Annotated in this window: 7 protein-coding genes (1 of these 7 running past the window's edge); 1 reads left to right on the top strand and 6 read right to left on the bottom strand. The window is 73.4% G+C overall.

What is annotated here, in order from left to right; translation table 11 throughout:
- Nucleotides 1–21: 21 nt before the first annotated feature.
- The 6 genes from DCW30_RS03340 to DCW30_RS03315 are packed head-to-tail and all read right to left on the bottom strand — an operon-like array spanning nt 22 to nt 5049.
- On the bottom strand, nt 22–1125 hold the full coding sequence (locus tag DCW30_RS03340; RefSeq protein ID WP_103557344.1) for an HAD-IIIC family phosphatase: 1104 nt from the start codon (nt 1123–1125) through the stop codon (nt 22–24).
- Nucleotides 1122–2120 carry a 3-oxoacyl-ACP synthase gene (locus DCW30_RS03335; RefSeq protein WP_076682378.1) on the bottom strand — a complete coding sequence of 333 codons (999 nt, stop codon included), beginning with the start codon at nt 2118–2120 and terminating at the stop codon, nt 1122–1124. Before DCW30_RS03335 ends, DCW30_RS03340 begins: the two co-directional genes overlap by 4 nt.
- Complete coding sequence (locus tag DCW30_RS03330; RefSeq protein WP_076682376.1) at nt 2117–3217, bottom strand: acyl-CoA dehydrogenase family protein; 1101 nt, start codon at nt 3215–3217, stop codon at nt 2117–2119. The genes DCW30_RS03335 and DCW30_RS03330 overlap by 4 nt, the downstream gene beginning before the upstream one ends.
- Nucleotides 3210–3491: an acyl carrier protein gene (locus tag DCW30_RS03325; protein WP_062777796.1), complete on the bottom strand. Its 282-nt coding sequence runs from the start codon at nt 3489–3491 to the stop codon at nt 3210–3212. The genes DCW30_RS03330 and DCW30_RS03325 overlap by 8 nt, the downstream gene beginning before the upstream one ends.
- A gap of 14 nt (nt 3492–3505) precedes the next feature.
- Nucleotides 3506–4171 carry an O-methyltransferase gene (locus DCW30_RS03320; protein WP_076682374.1) on the bottom strand — a complete coding sequence of 222 codons (666 nt, stop codon included), beginning with the start codon at nt 4169–4171 and terminating at the stop codon, nt 3506–3508.
- Complete coding sequence (locus tag DCW30_RS03315) at nt 4171–5049, bottom strand: 3-hydroxyacyl-CoA dehydrogenase family protein (RefSeq protein WP_076682371.1); 879 nt, start codon at nt 5047–5049, stop codon at nt 4171–4173. The genes DCW30_RS03320 and DCW30_RS03315 overlap by 1 nt, the downstream gene beginning before the upstream one ends.
- 1155 nt (nt 5050–6204) lie before the next feature.
- Between DCW30_RS03315 and DCW30_RS03310 the strand changes: the two genes are divergently transcribed.
- Nucleotides 6205–17264, top strand: the 5' end (the start) of a protein-coding gene (locus DCW30_RS03310; protein ID WP_076682369.1) for a non-ribosomal peptide synthetase. It continues 12400 nt past the right edge of the window; 11060 of the gene's 23460 nt are visible here — the first part of the coding sequence; the start codon lies at nt 6205–6207; the stop codon falls past the right edge of the window.

The raw sequence follows: 17264 nt of genomic DNA, 5'->3' as shown, positions 1-17264 counted from the left end.
CCGGCGGCCGGGCCTCCGCCGTCATTCCGCGTGCGCCCATTCGACGGGACCGGACGCGTCACCGAACGGGCGCGGCGCGAGCACGGCCAGGTGCGCGGGGGCGTCCTGCCGGGTGGGTTCGAGGGCGAGCGTCTGGACGCCGTCCTCCGCCTCGTGTCCGTCCTCGGTGTGCTCGCGGAAGCCCGCGAAGCGGTAGGCGACCTCCATCATGCGGTTGCGCTCGGTGCGCCGGAACCCCGCGGTCAGCAGGACCCCCGCGCGGGCGGCCTCGTCGGAGAGCCAGCGCAGCAGCGCAGCCCCCACGCCGAACGACACCACACGGCAGGACGTCGCCAGCAGCTTGATGTGCCAGGAGGCCGGGCGCCGCTCCAGCAGGATCACGCCGATCGCGCCGTGCGGGCCGAACCGGTCGATGAGCGAGGCGACGAGCACCTCGTGCTCCTCGTCCGCCACCAGGGCGCGCAGCGCCTCGTCGGAGTAGTGCACGCCCGTCGCGTTCATCTGGCTGGTGCGCAGGGTCAGCTCCTCGACCCGGGAGATCGCCTCGTCACCGGCGCGCTCGATGCGCAGTTCGAGGCCGAGCGAGCGCAGGAACTCCTCGTCGGTGCCCACGTGCTCCGTGCGCTCCGCCTCCCGCCGGACACCCGCCTGGTACATCTGCCGCCGCCTGCGGGCGTCGCCGGTGACGACGGCCGGGGTGAACTCGGGGCGGTCGGGCAGACCGAGGGCGTCCTCCGCCGGGTAGCAGCGCACCTCCGGCAGGTGGAAAGCGACCTCGGCGCGCTCGGCGGGCTGGTCGTCGATGAAGGCGATCGTCGCCGGCGCGAAGTTCAGCTCTTCGGCGATGGCCCGTACGGAGGCCGACTTCGCGCCCCAGTTGATGCGCGGCAGCACGAAGTACTCCGCGATCCCGAGCTTCTCCAGACGCCCCCAGGCGTGGTCGTGGTCGTTGCGGCTGGCCACGGCCTGGAGGATGCCGCGCGAGTCCAGTTCGACGATCACCTCCCGCAGGCCCTCGTGCAGGGCGACCTCGCCGTCCTCCAGGAGCGTGCCCCGCCACAGGGTGTTGTCCAGGTCCCACACCAGGCACTTGATCGTCGGTTGCGCTTCGGTCACCGGCTTCACACCTCCCACAACGTCACCGTCCACGCGGCGACCGGGCTGTTGCTCAGGACGAGGACGTACTGGTCCCGGCCCACCTCACCGGTGGCGAGGAGGCGGTCCAGGTTCAGGACCACGTCCATCGGGCCGAGATGGCCCAGCTCCGCCAGGTGGGTGGCGCAGACCGGGTGGATCGAAAGCCCCAGCGTGGCCTTGTAGAAGTCGAAGGCGCTGGAGGTGACGTTCTGCATCAGCGTGGCGGCCACGTCGTCCTTGCCGATGCCCGCGTCCGCGAGCACCTGGTCGACGAGCTTGCCGAGCCGGGTGCGGCTGTGCATGGCCAGCTCGAAGGAGTAGCGGTCGTTGTCGTCGCACACCTCGCGCCACTGCGACCAGGGGCTGTTCTTGTACTCCACCTTGAACAGGTCGTGGAAGGAGCTGTCCGTCTCCATGCGGTGCGCCTTCAGCAGCGGCCTGCCGCCGCGCACCAGCGTCATGGCGAACGCCCCGTCCCCGATCACCGTGACGGGGCGGCGCACCCGGTCGGCGGCGGTGGGCCGGCTGCCGTAGGTGAGTAGGACGCTGTGCCGGGAGGGGTCGCCGATGAGCAGGTCCCTGCCGAGCGCCCAGGCCGCCGACGAGCCCGCGCAGCCCAGGCCGTCGACGGTGAAGGGGAAGGTGCCGGTGAGCCCGGCGAGGTGGGCGATCTTGCCCGAGTCCGAGCCGATCAGGACGTCCGGGGCCCGGGAGCCGATGTGCAGCATGAGGTCGGGGGCGCCGGGATGCGCGGCGAGCAGTTCCCGGCAGGCCCGCGCGGCGAGTTCGGTCGGCTCGGTGTCGGGAAAGACGCCGACCGACTTGATGCCGGCCTGCTCGGCGAACTTCAGCTCCTCGTCGGTGAGCCTGGCCAGTTCGGGCAGGTCCGCCACGGCCACGCGCTCGTCGGGCAGCAGGCAGTGGATCGCGCCTATGCCGATGCCCGCGTCCGCGGTCCCGGTGCCTTCGGCAGCCGTCGTCATGCCACACCCTCCAGCGCGCGCTCCGCGAGGATCAGCTGGCAGATCTCGTCGCTGCCCTCGATGATCTGCATCAACTTGGCGTCCCGGTAGGCACGGGCCACCACTTCGCCGTCCACCGATCCCGCCGAGGCGAGCACCTGCACCGCCGTGGCGGCGGCGTGTGCCGCGCGGCCCGCGGCGACGTGCTTGGCGAGCACCGCCTCACCCGACACCTCGGGGGAGCCGCTGTCCCAGCGGTCCGAGGCGTGCTCGCACACCCGGGTGGCGGTCTGCTCCGCGACGAGCAGTTCCGACAGGTGCCGGGCGACGAGCTGGTGCTCGGCCAGCGGCTTGCCGAACTGTTCGCGGCGGCGGGCGTGGGCGGCGGCGGCCCGCAGACAGCCGCGGATGATGCCGACGCATCCCCACGCCACGGAGAGACGGCCGTAGGTCAGGGCGAGGGTGGTCAGCAGGCCGAGCGACTGGCTCGTGCCCGAGAGCACGCGGTCCGCGGGCAGCCGTACGCCGTCGAGGACCACGTCCGCGTGGCCCGCCGCACGGCAGCCGAGGGGTTGGGCGACGGGGCTGACCGTGACGCCCGGGGTGTCGGTGGGGACCACGACGGCCGCCGCGCCGTCCTGGTAGCGGCCGAAGACGACGACGACGTCGGCGTAGGCGGCGGCGGTCGACCACACCTTGTGTCCGTTCAGGACGACCTCGTCGCCGTCGTCCGTGATCGTGGTGGCGATCGCCGAGAGGTCGCTGCCGGCCTGCGGTTCGCTGAACGCCACGGCCGCGAGGGCGCCCGAGGTGAGCCGGGTGAGCTCGGCGGAGCGCTGACGGCGGGTGCCGAAGCGCTGGATGGTCCAGGCGGCCATGCCTTGTGAGGTCATCACCGACCGCAGCGAACTGCACAACGCCCCCGCGTGCGAGGTCAGTTCACCGTTGGCCCGGCCCGTCAGACCGCGTCCGCCGTACTCGGCGGGCACCTCGGCGCAGAGCGCGCCCTTGGCGCCGAGCCCGCGCAGCACCTCCGGGGGGATCGCCCCCGCCAGGTCCCACCCCGCGGCCCGGTCGGCGATCTCCGCGCCGATCAGGGCCGCGAGTTCGTCACTCACCGGAGCCCGCTTCGGCGAGCCGGAGCACCAGGGCCGTCATGGCGTCGACCGTGCGGAAGTTGTCGATGCGCAGGTCGGGGCCCTCGACGGCGATGCCGAAGGTCTTCTCGACGTGGACCACCAGCTCCATCGCGAACAGGGAGGAGACGCCGCCGGTCGCGAACAGGTCGGTGTCCACCGCCCAGTCGGTCTTGGTGCGCTCTTCGAGGAACCGCTTCAGCTCGGTCCTGACGTGCTCCGCCGACAGGGGAGGGGTGGTGGTGGGCTCGCTCATCTCCGTGCTTCCTCTCAGGGCTTCTTATGGACGAGGGTCAGGCCGTCGGCGACGGCGAGCATGGAGATGTCCACGCGCTCGTCGTCCCGCAGCAGGGCGTTGAGTTCACGGATGGCCAGGGTGTCCGGGTCCTGCGCGGCGGGGTCGACGACCTTGCCGAAGAAGAGGGTGTTGTCCAGGACGAGCAGTCCGCCGGGGCGGACCAGGGCGAGCGCCTGCTCGTAGTAGCGGACGTAGTGGGCCTTGTCGGCGTCGAGGAAGGCCAGGTCGAAGCTGCCGGGACCGTGCCGCGCGTCCAGGTCGTCGAGCGTCTCGGCGGCGTCGCCGAGCCGCAGGTCGATCAGGTCCGCGACCCCGGCCCGCTCCCAGTAGCGGCGGGCGACGGCGGTCCAGCGCTCGCTGATGTCGCAGGTGACGACCTTGCCGCCGGGCGGCAGGGCGCGCGCCATGCACAGACTGCTGTAACCGGTGAAGGTGCCGACCTCCAGGACGCGGCGCGCCCCGGTGACCCGTACCAGGAGGGCGAGGAGCTGGGCCTCCTCCGGCAGGACCAGCATGGCCTGGAGCATGGGCATGCCCGCGGTCTCGGCGCGCAGCTCGCGCAGCACGTCGTCGTCGCGCAGCGACATCTGCCGTACGTAGTCCAGGAGCGGTTCGTCCACGGCGAGCTGACCGGCCATCAGGAGACCACCCCCGTATAGGTGTAGAAGCCCTTGCCGCTCTTGCGGCCGTGCTCGCCCGCGGCGACCTTCTCCAGGAGCAGTCCGCACGGGCGGCAGCCCTCGTCGCCGGTGCGTTCGTGCAGGACCCGCAGGGAGTCCACGAGGTTGTCGATGCCGATCAGGTCGGCGGTGCGCAGCGGCCCGGTGCGGTGGCCGAGGCAGTCGCGCATCAGCGTGTCGACGTCCTCGGCGCTCGCCCGGCCCTCCTGCACGACGCGGGCCGCGTCGTTGATCATGCGGTGCAGTACGCGGCTGGTCACGAAGCCGGGGCCGTCGCCGACGAACACGCCGCGCCGCCCGAGCGCGGTGAGGAGCCGCCCGACCGAGTCCACGGCAGCGGGCGAGGTGCGCGAGCCGCGGATCACCTCGACGGTGCCGATCAGATACGAGGGGTTCATGAAGTGCACCCCGAGAAGGGCATCGGGGCGCGGGAGCTTCGCCGCCAGCTCGTCCACGGGGATGGAGGAGGTGTTGGTGACGAGCGCGGTGTCCGCACCGACGACCTGGCTCACCTCGGTCAGCGCCGCGGTCTTGAGGCCGGCCTCTTCGGTGATCGCCTCGATCACCACGTCCGCGTCCGCGCAGTCGGCCGGGGAGCGGCCGGTGACCAGCTCGGCGCGGGGCCGCTCGGAGCGGACGCCCATGAGCTGTGCCGTGCGCAGTTCGCGCTCGATCCGGGCCGGGGCGTCCGCCCGCTTCGCCGGATCGGTCTCGATCAGGACCACGGGAACGCCCTGGCCGAGGGCGAGTGTGGTGATGCTGACCCCCATGACGCCGGCGCCGAGAACGGCCAGCCGCGGGGTGGGATCTTCCTCTGTCACCGCATACCTCCCCATGCCTGGTGGTCGACATATATGAATGGTTCGCTCGGGAAGCGGGTATGGACTTCCGCTCGGCGCGCGAGGACCGCGCGGGGATATCGCCGTGCGGCGTCGCGATCGACGTCACTGTGAGGCATCGATGTGGGCATCACTGTGGGGCGTCACCGTGTGGTCTCAGCACGGTGGAATGCTGCATTCCGGAAACTGGGGACACCGGTCGGTGAGACGATCGAAGGGCCGCAATGCGACGCCACGTTCCTCCCCTTCATCCGACGCCGGACGACCGTAGCATGATTGTTCCCGGGCGGCGCCAGGGGCCAATAGTCCCCGAATCCCGGGACTCCGCCTCGAATGCGGGACAGCCTGCGGCTTCTCTCTTTTTCCGTACGTTCTTCATCTTCCGTGAATATGTCGCGGGCAGGTGGGGAATGGTTTTCCGGGTTCGGTCCGCACGCCTCTGCCGGGGTGCGGATCGTCCGTCTGTCGGCGTGCGTGAGGAGGGTCGGGAGCGCGGGTCGGGCCGTCACTCAAAAGCGGCTCAAGGTGCTGTAATCGGGCGCAACCGGACGGACTGGTGGCGGCTGCGCGCTACGGACGGTGTGCGCGCCAACTGGTCCGGGTTACCGGGAGGTTGCCGGGTCGCGGCAGCTGTCGTGTCCGGAAACAACCGTCCGGGGTGCCTCTCGGCGCCGCCGAACGGAAGCCTGCGGGGCAGTTGTTTTCGCTGGCCGATGAGGGTTTAGCGGCCATTAGTTGAATGACTGATCAGTAGTGGGAGCGTGAATGATCACATGGTTGCCGCTGCTGGATATCAAGTGTTAGATTCCGGTTGACCGATGAAGCTGACGGGGGGTCGACCACTGAGCATGCCTACGGACAGTGATGCAAGTGGAGTCGTCGCCCGCGTCAATTCCCATTGCCCGGTCGGCCCCGTGACAGTTCATCCGGTCAATCCCTTGATCGACGCCTCGCCGCAGCGGCGGGCGCCCTTTCCCCGCGCACGTGAGTTCCGTCTCATGTAGGCCGACCGCGAGCCGATGGTCCCGCTCGGCGCTGAATCCCTTCAGCCCTGATTGACGAATTGTTCACCTTGGACCGCACCGCATTGTGGTGCGGTGCTGTGGGCCGCCCTAATTCGAGCCGCAAGGCACCCGGATGAGACGAAGGTCTATGGACGACAAGCGTGCTCTTCTCCTGAAGCTGCTGGCATCCGTACGGCACCAGGCCGCTCCCGCCACCGCGCCGAGACGCCCCACCGAGGACGTCGCGGTCATCGGCCTCGCGGGGCGCTACCCGGGGGCACGGACACCGGACGAGCTGTGGCGCAACGTCGTCGAGGGCCGCAACTGCGTCAGCGAGGTGCCCCCGGACCGCTGGGACGTGGACGCGCACTACCACCCGGACGGCAAGGACGGCCGCGCGTACAGCAAGTGGGGCGGCTGGCTCGACGACGTCGACAAGTTCGACCCGCTGCTCTTCCAGATCTCCCCCTCCGACGCCGAGGAGATGGACCCCCAGGAGCGCCTCTTCCTGGAGACCGCCTGGGCGAGCATCGAGGACGCGGGGTACCGCCCGCGCGGGCTCGGCGAGCACGACGCGGTGGGCGTGTTCGCCGGGGTGATGAACAACGACTACGAATGGCTCGCGGGGCACAGCAGCGCCTTCGGTGAGCACACGCACGCGCGCTCCGCCCACTGGTCGATCGCCAACCGGGTCTCGTACGTCCTCGACCTGCGCGGACCGAGCCTGACCGTCGACACCGCGTGCTCCGCGTCGCTGACCGCCATTCACCTGGCCTGCGAGAGCCTGCGCCGCGGCGAGTGCGCCACGGCGATCGCCGGCGGCGTCAACCTCGTCCTGCACCCCATGCACCTGCGGATGCTGGCCGACCGGCAGATGATCTCCCGCGGCGACATGTGCCGCAGCTTCGGCGCCCACGCGGACGGCTTCGTCGACGGCGAAGGGGTCGGCGCCGTCCTGCTCAAGCCCCTGCGGGCGGCGGAGGCCGACGGCGACCGCGTCTACGCGGTGCTCAAGGGGTCGGCGATCAACGCGGGCGGCAAGACCAGCGGCTACACCGTGCCGAACCCCACCGCCCAGGCCGAGGTGATCACCGCGGCCCTGCGCCGGGCCGGCGTCGCACCGCACACCGTCGGCTACGTGGAGGCGCACGGCACCGGCACCCCCCTCGGCGACCCCATCGAGATCGCCGGACTGCGCGAGGCCTTCCGTGCGGACGCCGACGGGCACGTCGCGCCGGGCGGTTGCGCCGTCGGCTCCCTCAAGTCCAACATCGGGCACCTGGAGTCGGCGGCCGGCATCGCGGGCCTGACCAAGGTGCTGATGCAGCTCAAGCACGGCGTCCTGCCACCGTCCCTGCACTCGGCGGAGCTGAACCCCGACATCGACCTGACCGGCACCCCCTTCCACGTACAGCAGGAGGCCGCGCCCTGGCGCCGCCCCGTGCTGCGCGACCGGGACGGGCGGGAGACGGAAGGGCCGCGCAGGGCCGGCATCAGCTCCTTCGGCGGCGGCGGCGCCAACGCCCACCTGATCGTCGAGGAGTACGTGGCCCCCTCGGACGGCCGCGGCACGCCCGCGCGCGGCGGTGCGCGCGAGGAACGGCGGGAGGAGCCGCGGGAGGAACTGATCGTCCTGTCCGCGCTGAGCGAGGAGCGGCTGCGGGCCTACGCCCGCGACCTCGCCGACTTCCTCGACCGGCAGCCGGTCACGGGGCGGACGCTCGACGAGTGCGTCCGGGTGGCCGCCGACGTCCTCCGGGTCCTGCCGCACGACCTCGACGCCGACCTCGAACTCGCCGAGTACGGCCTCGGCGCCGCCGAACTGACCGGGCTCAGCGAGCGCCTCGGCCTGGCGACGACCGTCTCCGGCAGGACCACCCTGCGGGAACTGGCCCGCGACGGGTCCGCGCCGTCCCTCGCCGACGTCGCGCACACACTGCGCGTCGGCAGGGAGCAGCTCGACGTCCGCCTCGCCTTCCCGGCACGCGAGCTGGCGCACGCGCGCTCGGTGTTGCGGGACGTCGCGGACGGCGTGGAGAGCGGCATCGCGCTGAACGACGCCTCCCGCGGTCGCCGCTTGCTGGCCGCCGACGCGGCCGACCGGCTCACGCGCGCCCTCTCCGACAGCGACCTGACCGAGGCCGCCCGGCTGTGGACCCAGGGCGCCGCGGCCCGGTGGCCCGACAGCGGTGCCCGCCGCATCGGCCTGCCCACCTACCCGTTCGCCCGCAAGCGCTACTGGATACCGGGGCCCTCGCGGGTGGCGGGGGCCGTAGGCGACGCCTCCACACCTACGGGGCACACGGGGCCGCCGCCAGAGGAGATACGGGCCGAGCCCATAGCCACCGGCCCCATACGCACCTCCGCGAGGGAATCCCTACCCGCCTCCGCCGAAGCCGCGCCGCCGGCCGTGGCGGAGCCGCGCGACGACATCCCGGAGCTGGGCTTCTACCAGCCCGTCTGGTGCCCGGGGGAGCTTCCCGGGCCCGCGCACCGCACCGCCGACAGTCCCGGCGCCACCCCGGGCCACGAGGTGGCCGTCCTCACCGCAGGCGAACCCGACGCGCTCGCCGAGGCGTTACTCCGCCACCACCCCGGCGCCCGCCTCCTCCGCCTCGACCGCGAGGACCCGGCCGGACTGCTCGCCCGGCCCGTGCGGCACCTGTACCACCTCGGCGGACTGCGCCGGCCCCACAGCCTCGAAGCCGCCCTGCGCGACGGCGTCCTCGCCCTCTTCCGCACCCATGGCGCCGGCCCCCGGATCACCGTGGTCACCGCCGGCGCCCACGACGACAACCCCCACGCGGCGGGCATCCTCGGCTACGCCCAGGTCCTCGCCGCCGAATGCCCCCACCTCGACATCACCTGCGTCGACATCGAGGGCGCCGAACCCGCGGACGCCATGCCCGCACTCCTCGCCGAGCCCCCGCACCCCGCCGGGCGCGCCGTCCTGCTGCGGGCGGGCCGCCGCCACGTACGACAGCTCGTGCGCACTCCCGTGCCCGCCCCGCACCGCCCGCCCTACCGCACCGGCGGCGTCTACCTCATGGTCGGTGGCAGCGGCGGCATCGGCCGCGCCCTCTCCGAGGAACTGGCCCAGCGGCACCGCGCCCGCGTCGTGTGGATCAGCCGCGGCGAACTCGACGCCGAACAGCGGGCCACCGCCGAGCGCGTGCGTGAGGCCGGGGGACAGCTGCTGCACCTGCGGGCGGACGCCTCCGACCCCGCGGCGCTGGCCGCCGCCGTCGCCGAGGCCAAGCGGCGGTTCGGCGCACCGCACGGCGTCTTCCACGCGGCCATGACGTTCAACGCCAGCACCATCGCCGAACTCACCGAACCCGAGCTGCGGGCGGCCCTCGCCGCCAAGGTCGACGGCGCCCTCGCGCTCATGGAGGCGCTGGGCGACGAGCCCCTGGACTTCCTGGCCCTCTTCAGCTCGGTCGGCTCCTTCGTCAGCGCGGCGGGCAACGCCGCCTACGTCGCGGCCAGTTCCTTCCTCGACGCCTACGGACGCCACCTCGCGACCCGGCTCCCGTACCCCGTCCGGGTGGTGAACTGGGGCTACTGGGGGCGCGTCGGCTCCGGGGCGCAGCCCGGGCTGCAGGAGGTGTTCCGCAGGACGGGCGTCGCCGAGTTCGGCGTGCGCGAAGGACTCGACTGCCTGGAGCGGGTGCTGTCCTGCGGGCCCGTCCAGGTCATGCCGATCCGCGCCGACCTGCGGGCCCTGGCCGCCCTCGGCCACCGGGCTTCCCCGCTCGGCGAGCGGTTCACCGCGCCCGCACCGGCCGGGCCGGGCGCCGACGCCGTCATCGAGGGCTACGACCGCCTGTCCGCGCTCTGCGACGGGGCGCTGCTCGGCGTCTACCGGCGGATGGGCGCCTTCACCCGGCAGGGCGAGCGCGACAGCGTCACGGCGCTCGCGGACCGGCTCGGCATCGTGCCCAAGTACCACAGGCTGCACGCGGCGCTGCTCAACATCCTCGCCGACGCCGGGCATCTGACCGTACGCGGCGACACGGTGGAGGTCCTGGCCGCCGACGCGCCCGCGGCCGGGAACGGGGGCGCGCACCCGGACGTGGCCGGGGCCGCCGACGCGGACACCGGCATCGAGCACGCCGAGCGCGAGCTCGACCGGATCGCGGCCGACCACCCGGACATCAGGGCCACGGTGGAGCTGACCCGCCTCTTCCTGCGGAGCTACCCGCAGGTGCTGCGCGGTGAGACCGGCGCGACCGAGATCATGTTCCCGAACGCGTCGATGGACCTCGTCCAGGACTTCTACCGGGGCAACCCGCTCACCGACTCCCTCAACGAACTCGTCGCCGAAGCGGTCACCGACCACGCCCGGCAGCGCGTCGACGAACTGGCGGCGGGCGAGCGGTTGCGCGTCGTCGAGTTCGGCGCGGGCACCGGAGCGACCACTGAGCGCGTGCTGCCCGCCCTCGCCACCTGGGCCGACCGCGCGGAGTACGTCTTCACCGACATCTCGCCGCAGTTCCTCGACAGCGCCGAGCAGCGGTTCGGCACGCGCCACCCGTTCACCCGGTTCCGTACGCTCAACCTGGAACGGGACCTGGCGGACCAGGGATACACCCCCGGCAGCGTCGACATCGTCGTGGCGACCAACGTCGTGCACGCCACCGGCGACCTGCGCGCCACCCTGCGCAAGGCGCGGGAGCTCCTGCGCCCCGGCGGCAGGCTCGTCCTCAACGAACTGACCGCGATCCGCAGCAGCATCACCGTCACCGGCGGTGTCCTCGACGGCTGGTGGGCCTTCACCGACGAGGCGCTCCGCATCAAGGACGCGCCCCTGGCCACCGCGCAGACCTGGCAGCGGCTCCTCCTGGAGGAGGGCTTCGCCGACGCCCTGGTCCTCGACCGGGGCGCCCACCTCGGCCAGCACGTGATCATCGGCGTGAACGCGGACACCGGCCACCGCGCACCGGCGGCCTCGTCCGGGAAGGCCGCGTTGCCCGCCGTGGCCACCCCCTCCGGCCACGGCCCGCTGGACCGGCTGCGCGGCATCGTGACGGCCACCCTCAAACTGGACGAGCCCGTCGACCCCGACCGGGCCCTCGCGGACTACGGCTTCGACTCGCTGAGCGGCATGAAGATCGCCACCGTGATCGAGGAGGACCTCGGCGTCCGGCTGCGGCTGAGCGACCTGCTGGAGCACGCCACCCTGCGCGAGCTGAGCGACCACATCGGCGGCCTGACCGGTGCCGTGAGCGAGCACACCGCCCCGGCGGCGCCGGTCCGCTTCCCCCTGTCGGCCGGGCAGCGTGCGCTGAGCGTCATCGAGCAGACGGCCCCCGGCACGTACGCCTACAACCTGCCGCTCGCGTTCTGGCTGGAACCGGAGACCGACCCGGCCGCCCTCCGCGAGGCACTGCGGTCCATGGTGGACCGCCACCCCCAGCTCCGCGCCCGCCTCGACGGCGACCACCAGATCGTGGAGCCGCACCAGCCACTCGCGTTCACCAAGCGCGCGCTGGACACGGTGTCCGAGGACGCCGTGCGCGAGGCGGCCAGGGAGTGTGCCCGCGAACCGTTCGACCTGGCGCGCGGGCCCCTGCTGCGGGTCACCCTCTTCACCCTCGCCGACGCCCGGCAGGTGCTGCTGCTCACCTTCCACCACATCGTCTTCGACGGCCTCTCCATCGCCGTCTTCCTGCGCGAGCTGTCCGCGTTCTACCGAGGACAGGCGCCCGCCGCCGAACCGCCCGCCACCTTCGCCGACTTCGTCGACCAGCAGAAGGAGCTGCTCGGCTCGGAACGCGGCGAGCGGCTGCGCGCGTACTGGCTGCGCCGGCTCTCCGGCGACCTGCCCGCGCTGCACCTCCCCTTCGACCGGCCCCGCCCGGCGGCGCCCAGCTACCGGGGCGCCTCCGTCGAGGGGCGCCTGGACGCGGCACGTGTCCGGGCGGCGCGGCGACTCGCGGGCGACGAGCGGACCTCCCTCTTCGCGGTCCTCCTCACCGTCTACACGACACTCCTGCACCGCTACTCCCAGCAGGACCGCATCCTCATCGGCACCCCGGTCGCCGGACGGCCCTCCGCCCGCTACGCCGACGTCCTCGGCTACTTCATGAACATGGTCGTCCTCAAGCACGACATCGCCGACGGCCAGGACTTCCGCGGCCTGCTGCGCGAGGTGCGGGACACCACCCTGGAGGCCCTGGAGCACAGCGACTACCCGCTGTTCAGCCTCGCTGAGGAGCTGCGGGCCTCGCGCCTGTTCGACACCGCCTTCTACTTCCAGAACTGGGTCGAGGACGACACCGACGTACGCCCGGTCGCCGGTGTGTTCCACGGCGTCCACCAAGAGGGGGAGTTCGACCTCACCCTGGAGGTCGTCGAGGAGCCCGAGGGCGCCCGCTACTGCCTGAAGTACAACCCGGACCTCTTCGACGAGGACACCGTGCGCAGGCTCGGCGAACACTTCTGCCTGCTGCTCGACTCGGCCCTCGCCACCCCCGACCGCGGCCTCGGCGAGCTGTCCCTGCGGAGCGCCGAGGACACGGCCCGCGCCCGGGAGCGGCAGCGGCTCACGCGGCGCGACATCCCCGACGGCCGGGTGCTGCCCGCGCTCCTCGCCGAACAGGTCCGCCGCACCCCCGACGCCGTGGCGGTGACCGACCGCGGCGCCACGCTGACCTACCGCGAACTGGACGCGCGGGTGACCGCGTTGGCCGCACGCCTGCGGGGACGGGGTGTGGCGCGGGGACGCAACGTCGGCGTGCTCGTCGACCGGTCCGCCGACATGCTCGTCGCCCTGCTCGGCGTCCTGGCCGCGGGCGGCGCGTACGTCCCGCTGGACCCCGACTACCCGGCCGAGCGGCTGCGGTACATGGCCGAGGACGCCGGACTCCACCTGGTGATCGCGGCTTCGGACGCCCGCGCCGACCTGGGCGCGCCGGTCCTCGCGATCGACGCAGACGACGAGCCCGCGGGCGGTCCGGAGGCGGGCGGACTCGCCGTGCCCGGCCCGGACGACACCGCGTACGTGATCTACACCTCGGGGTCGACCGGCCGCCCCAAGGGCGTCCAGGTGCCGCACCGGGCGCTGGCCAACCTGCTCCTGTCCATGGCGGAGGAGCCCGGTCTGACGGCCGAGGACCATCTGCTCGCGCTCACGACCGTCTGCTTCGACATCGCCGCGCTCGAACTGTTCCTGCCGCTGATCACCGGCGGCCGGGTCGAGATCGTGCCCGCGGAGGTCGCACGGGACGGCGTCCTGCTGCGCAGGCTCCTCGACTCCAGCCCCGCCACGGTCGTCCAGGCGACCCCGGCGACGTGGAAGATGCTGCTCGCGGCGGGCTGGACGGGCACACCGGGGCTGAAGGCGCTGTGCGGGGGAGAGGCCCTGGACCAGGACACCGCGGAGCAGCTGCTCGCCCGCGCGGGCCAGGTGTGGAACATGTTCGGGCCGACCGAGACCACCGTCTGGTCGGCCGTGTGCCGCCTCGCCCCCGGCGAGCGCGTCACCATCGGCCGCCCCATCGCCAACACCGGCCTGTACGTCCTCGACGCGCGGGGCAGGGCGGTACCGCCCGGGGTCCCCGGAGAGCTGTACATCGGCGGCGCGGGCCTCGCCACCGGCTATCTGGGCCGCCCCGAACTCACCGCCGAACGGTTCGTCACCCTGGACGGTGAGCGCCGCTACCGCACGGGCGACCTGGTGCGCGAGCTGCCCGACGGCCGCATCGAGTACCTGGGCAGGCTGGACGCCCAGGTGAAGGTGCGCGGCTTCCGGATCGAGCCCGGCGAGGTCGAGGCCGTGCTGCGGGCCCAGGACGGCGTCCGCGAGGCCGCCGTGGTCGCGCGGCGGGTCGGCGGCGACAACGTCCTGCACGCCTTCCTCGTCCTCGACGAGGGCGCCGACACCCCGCGCCGCGAGGCGCTGGCCCGCCGGCTGCCCGCGCACATGGTCCCCGACGTCGTGGTGGAGCTGGCCTCGCTGCCGCAGACGCTCAACGGCAAGGTGGACCGCGGACGCCTCGCCGGGGCGTCGCTGGCGGAACTGCGCGGAGGGGCGGCGGACGGTCCCCGGGGCGCGGGCGGTGAGCCCGAGCGCCGGACGAACGCCTCCGGCCCGGTACGGGCGGACCACGCGGCCCGCACCGCGGCCGCTCGCGTGCCCGAGCTGACCGGCGTCATCGCCGACATCCTCGGCGCCAACCCCGAAGACGTCCCCGCCGACGTGCCGCTCGGGCAGCTCGGCATGAACTCGATCAGCTTCACCGCGCTGAGCACGCGCGTCAGCGAGCGGTACGGGATCGAGGTCCTGCCCACGCTGTTCTACCGGCATCCGACCGTCGCCGCGGTCGCCGCGCACCTGGGCGAGGTTCTCGGGGACGCCGATGCCGAGGAGCCGGCGGAGGCCGAGGGGCCGGTGGAAGCCGTGAGGACCGCGGAAGCCGCGAGGACGGCGGAGGCCGCGAGCACCGTGGAACCCGCCCTCGCCGAGAGCCGCCCCGCCCCTCGCGGCGGTGACGTGGCCGTCGTCGGCATGGCCGGGCGGTTCCCCGGCTCCGCCGACCTCGCGGAGTTCTGGGACCACCTGGAGCAGGGCAGGGACCTCGTCACCGAGATCCCCGGCGACCGCTGGGACTGGCGGGCGCACACCGGCGCCTCCCGGTCCCGCTGGGGCGGCTTCGTCCCCGGCGTGGACCGCTTCGACGCCGCCTTCTTCGGCATCTCGCCGCGCGAGGCCGAGCTGATGGACCCGCAGCAGCGGCTGCTCCTCGAAGTGGTGTGGACGGCCGTCGAGGACGCGGGGTACCGCGTGAGCGACCTCGCGGGCAAGCGCGTCGGCGTCTTCATCGGCACCACCAACTCCGACTACGCCGAGGTGCAGCGCGCCGGCGGCAGGTCGGCAGAGGCGCACACGCTCACCGGGGCCGCGCTGTCGGTCATTCCGAACCGCGTCTCGTACCTGCTCGACCTGCGCGGGCCCAGCGTCGCGGTCGACACCGCCTGCTCCAGCTCGCTCACCGCCGTCCACCAGGCCGTCGGCGCGCTGCGCGACGGCGACTGCGACCTCGCGATCGCGGGCGGCGTCAGCCTCATCCTCGACCCCCGGCTCTACGACGCCCTGAGCCGCAACGAGATGCTCAGCGAGGACGGCCGGTGCAAGGCCTTCGACGCCTCGGCCAACGGCTATGTGCGGGGTGAGGGCGTCGGCGTCGTCGTGCTCAAGGACCACGCGGAGGCCCGCCGCGACGGCGACCGCGTGGCCGCGGTGATCAAGGCCGTCGCCGTCAACCACGGCGGCCGGACCACCTCGCTCACCTCGCCCAACCCCACCGCCCAGGCCGAACTCCTCGTCGAGGCGTACCGTGCGGCAGGAGTGGACCCCCGTACGGTCGGCTACATCGAGGCGCACGGCACCGGCACGGCCCTCGGCGACCCCATCGAGATCAGCGGCCTGACCGAGGCGTTCGAACGGCTCGGCTGCGAGGACGGCCGGGACGGCGGTGCCGGCCGGAACGGCGGGGCGGGGGCGGCCGGGCGCGCGCACTGCGGCATCGGCTCGGTGAAGACCAACATCGGTCACCTGGAGGCCGCCGCGGGCATCGCCGGACTCCTCAAGGTGGTCCTCGCGCTGCGCCACCGGACCATCCCGGCCAGCCTGCACTTCCGCGAGCGCAACCCGTATCTCGACCTGGACGGCGGCCCCTTCGAGATCGTCGACACCACCCGCCCCTGGCCCGCGCCGCTCGCCGGCGACGGCTCGGCGCTGCCGCGCCGCGCGGGCGTCAGCTCCTTCGGCTTCGGCGGCGCCAACGCCCACGTCGTCATCGAGGAGGCCCCCGCGGGGCCGGACGCCGCGCCCGCCGAGGACAGCGCCGACGCGGAGCTGTACATCCTGTCGGCGCGGACCGACCGGGCCCTGCGGGCGCAGGCCGGGCGGCTCGCCGCCCACGTACGCGCCGTCGAGCCCGCGCCCGCCGACATCGCCCACACCCTGCGCGTCGGCCGCGAGGCCATGGACGAACGGCTCGCCTTCGTGGCCCGCGGCCGTGCCGAACTCCTCGCCCGCCTCGACGCCTGCGCCGATGGCCGCACCCCGGAGGGCGCGCTGCGCGCCCGGATCACCGCGGGCCAGCGCCGCGCCGCCGCCACGCGCGGCAACGCCTGGCGGGAGTTCGCACGGGCCCTGTCCGCCGAGGGCGACCTCGAATCCCTCGCCCGGCTGTGGACCGACGGGGCGGACGTGGACTGGTCGTGGCTGCCGCGAGGGCGCCGCATCGGCCTGCCGACGTACCCGTTCGAGCCGACGCGGCACTGGATCGACGCGGCGCCCCAGGCCGCGACCGGCTCCGCCCCGCGCCCCGCGTCGTCCGACCTGCTCGACGCGAACGTCTCGACGTTCGATGAGACCGCCTTCACCAAGCACCTCACCGGCTCGGAGTTCTACCTCGCCGACCACCGGGTCGGCGACGAACTCGTCCTCCCCGGCGTCATCTGCCTGGAGATGGCCCGGCTCGCCGGCGAGCGCGCCCACGGCACCGCCCCGGTGCGGCGCGTCGACGAGATCGTCTGGGCCGCGCCCGTCACGCTCCCGCCCGGCCACACACGCGACCTCCGGGTGACCGTCGCGCCCTCCGGGGACTTCGAGATCACGGGCGAGCGCCCGCACGCCAGGGGCCGCCTGGTGTTCGGGCAGGACGGAAGCGGGCGGGACGCCGCGCCCGCGCCGATCGACCCGGCCGCCGTACGCGCCCGCTGCGGCGAGCGCAGGACCCGCGAGGACTGCTACGCCTACTTCGCGGACCTCGGCTTCCGGTACGGCCCCGCCTTCCGGGTCATCGAGGAGCTGGCCCTCGGCGACGGCGAGGCCCTGGCGCGGCTGCGCCGCCCCGAGGTCGGCGACCACCGGTTCCACCCCTCGCTGCTCGACGGGGCCCTCCAGGCCGCGGGCCGTCTGGTGCGGGGCTCGACGGCGCACCTGCCGTACTCGATCGGTTCCGTACGCCTCTTCGGTGAACTGCCCGCCGCATGCCTCGCCCACGTCGTGGCGGTGGAGGGACGGGCCGGCACCCAGGTCTTCGACATCAGCCTGACCGCCGCCGACGGCAGCGTCCTCGCGCGCGTCGAGCGGTTCACGCTGCGGGCCGTGCCGGACGCGGGGCGCGCCTCGACCGGGGCCGCCGAGCGCGATGTGCTCGCCTTCGAGCCGTACTGGCAGGAGGCGCCGGCCGC

The organism is Streptomyces alfalfae (assembly GCF_004127445.1).
In the GTDB taxonomy this organism is placed as follows: domain Bacteria; phylum Actinomycetota; class Actinomycetes; order Streptomycetales; family Streptomycetaceae; genus Streptomyces; species Streptomyces alfalfae.
This window is presented reverse-complemented; position numbering and strand designations above follow the sequence as displayed.

Bases quoted from the DNA above. Each gene is read 5' to 3' on its own strand.
- DCW30_RS03320 (WP_076682374.1), bottom strand. From the start codon at position 4,171: ATGGCCGGTCAGCTCGCCGTGGACGAACCGCTCCTGGACTACGTACGG.
- DCW30_RS03325 (WP_062777796.1), bottom strand. From the start codon at position 3,491: ATGAGCGAGCCCACCACCACCCCTCCCCTGTCGGCGGAGCACGTCAGG.
- DCW30_RS03315 (WP_076682371.1), bottom strand. From the start codon at position 5,049: ATGGGGAGGTATGCGGTGACAGAGGAAGATCCCACCCCGCGGCTGGCC.
- DCW30_RS03335 (WP_076682378.1), bottom strand. From the start codon at position 2,120: ATGACGACGGCTGCCGAAGGCACCGGGACCGCGGACGCGGGCATCGGC.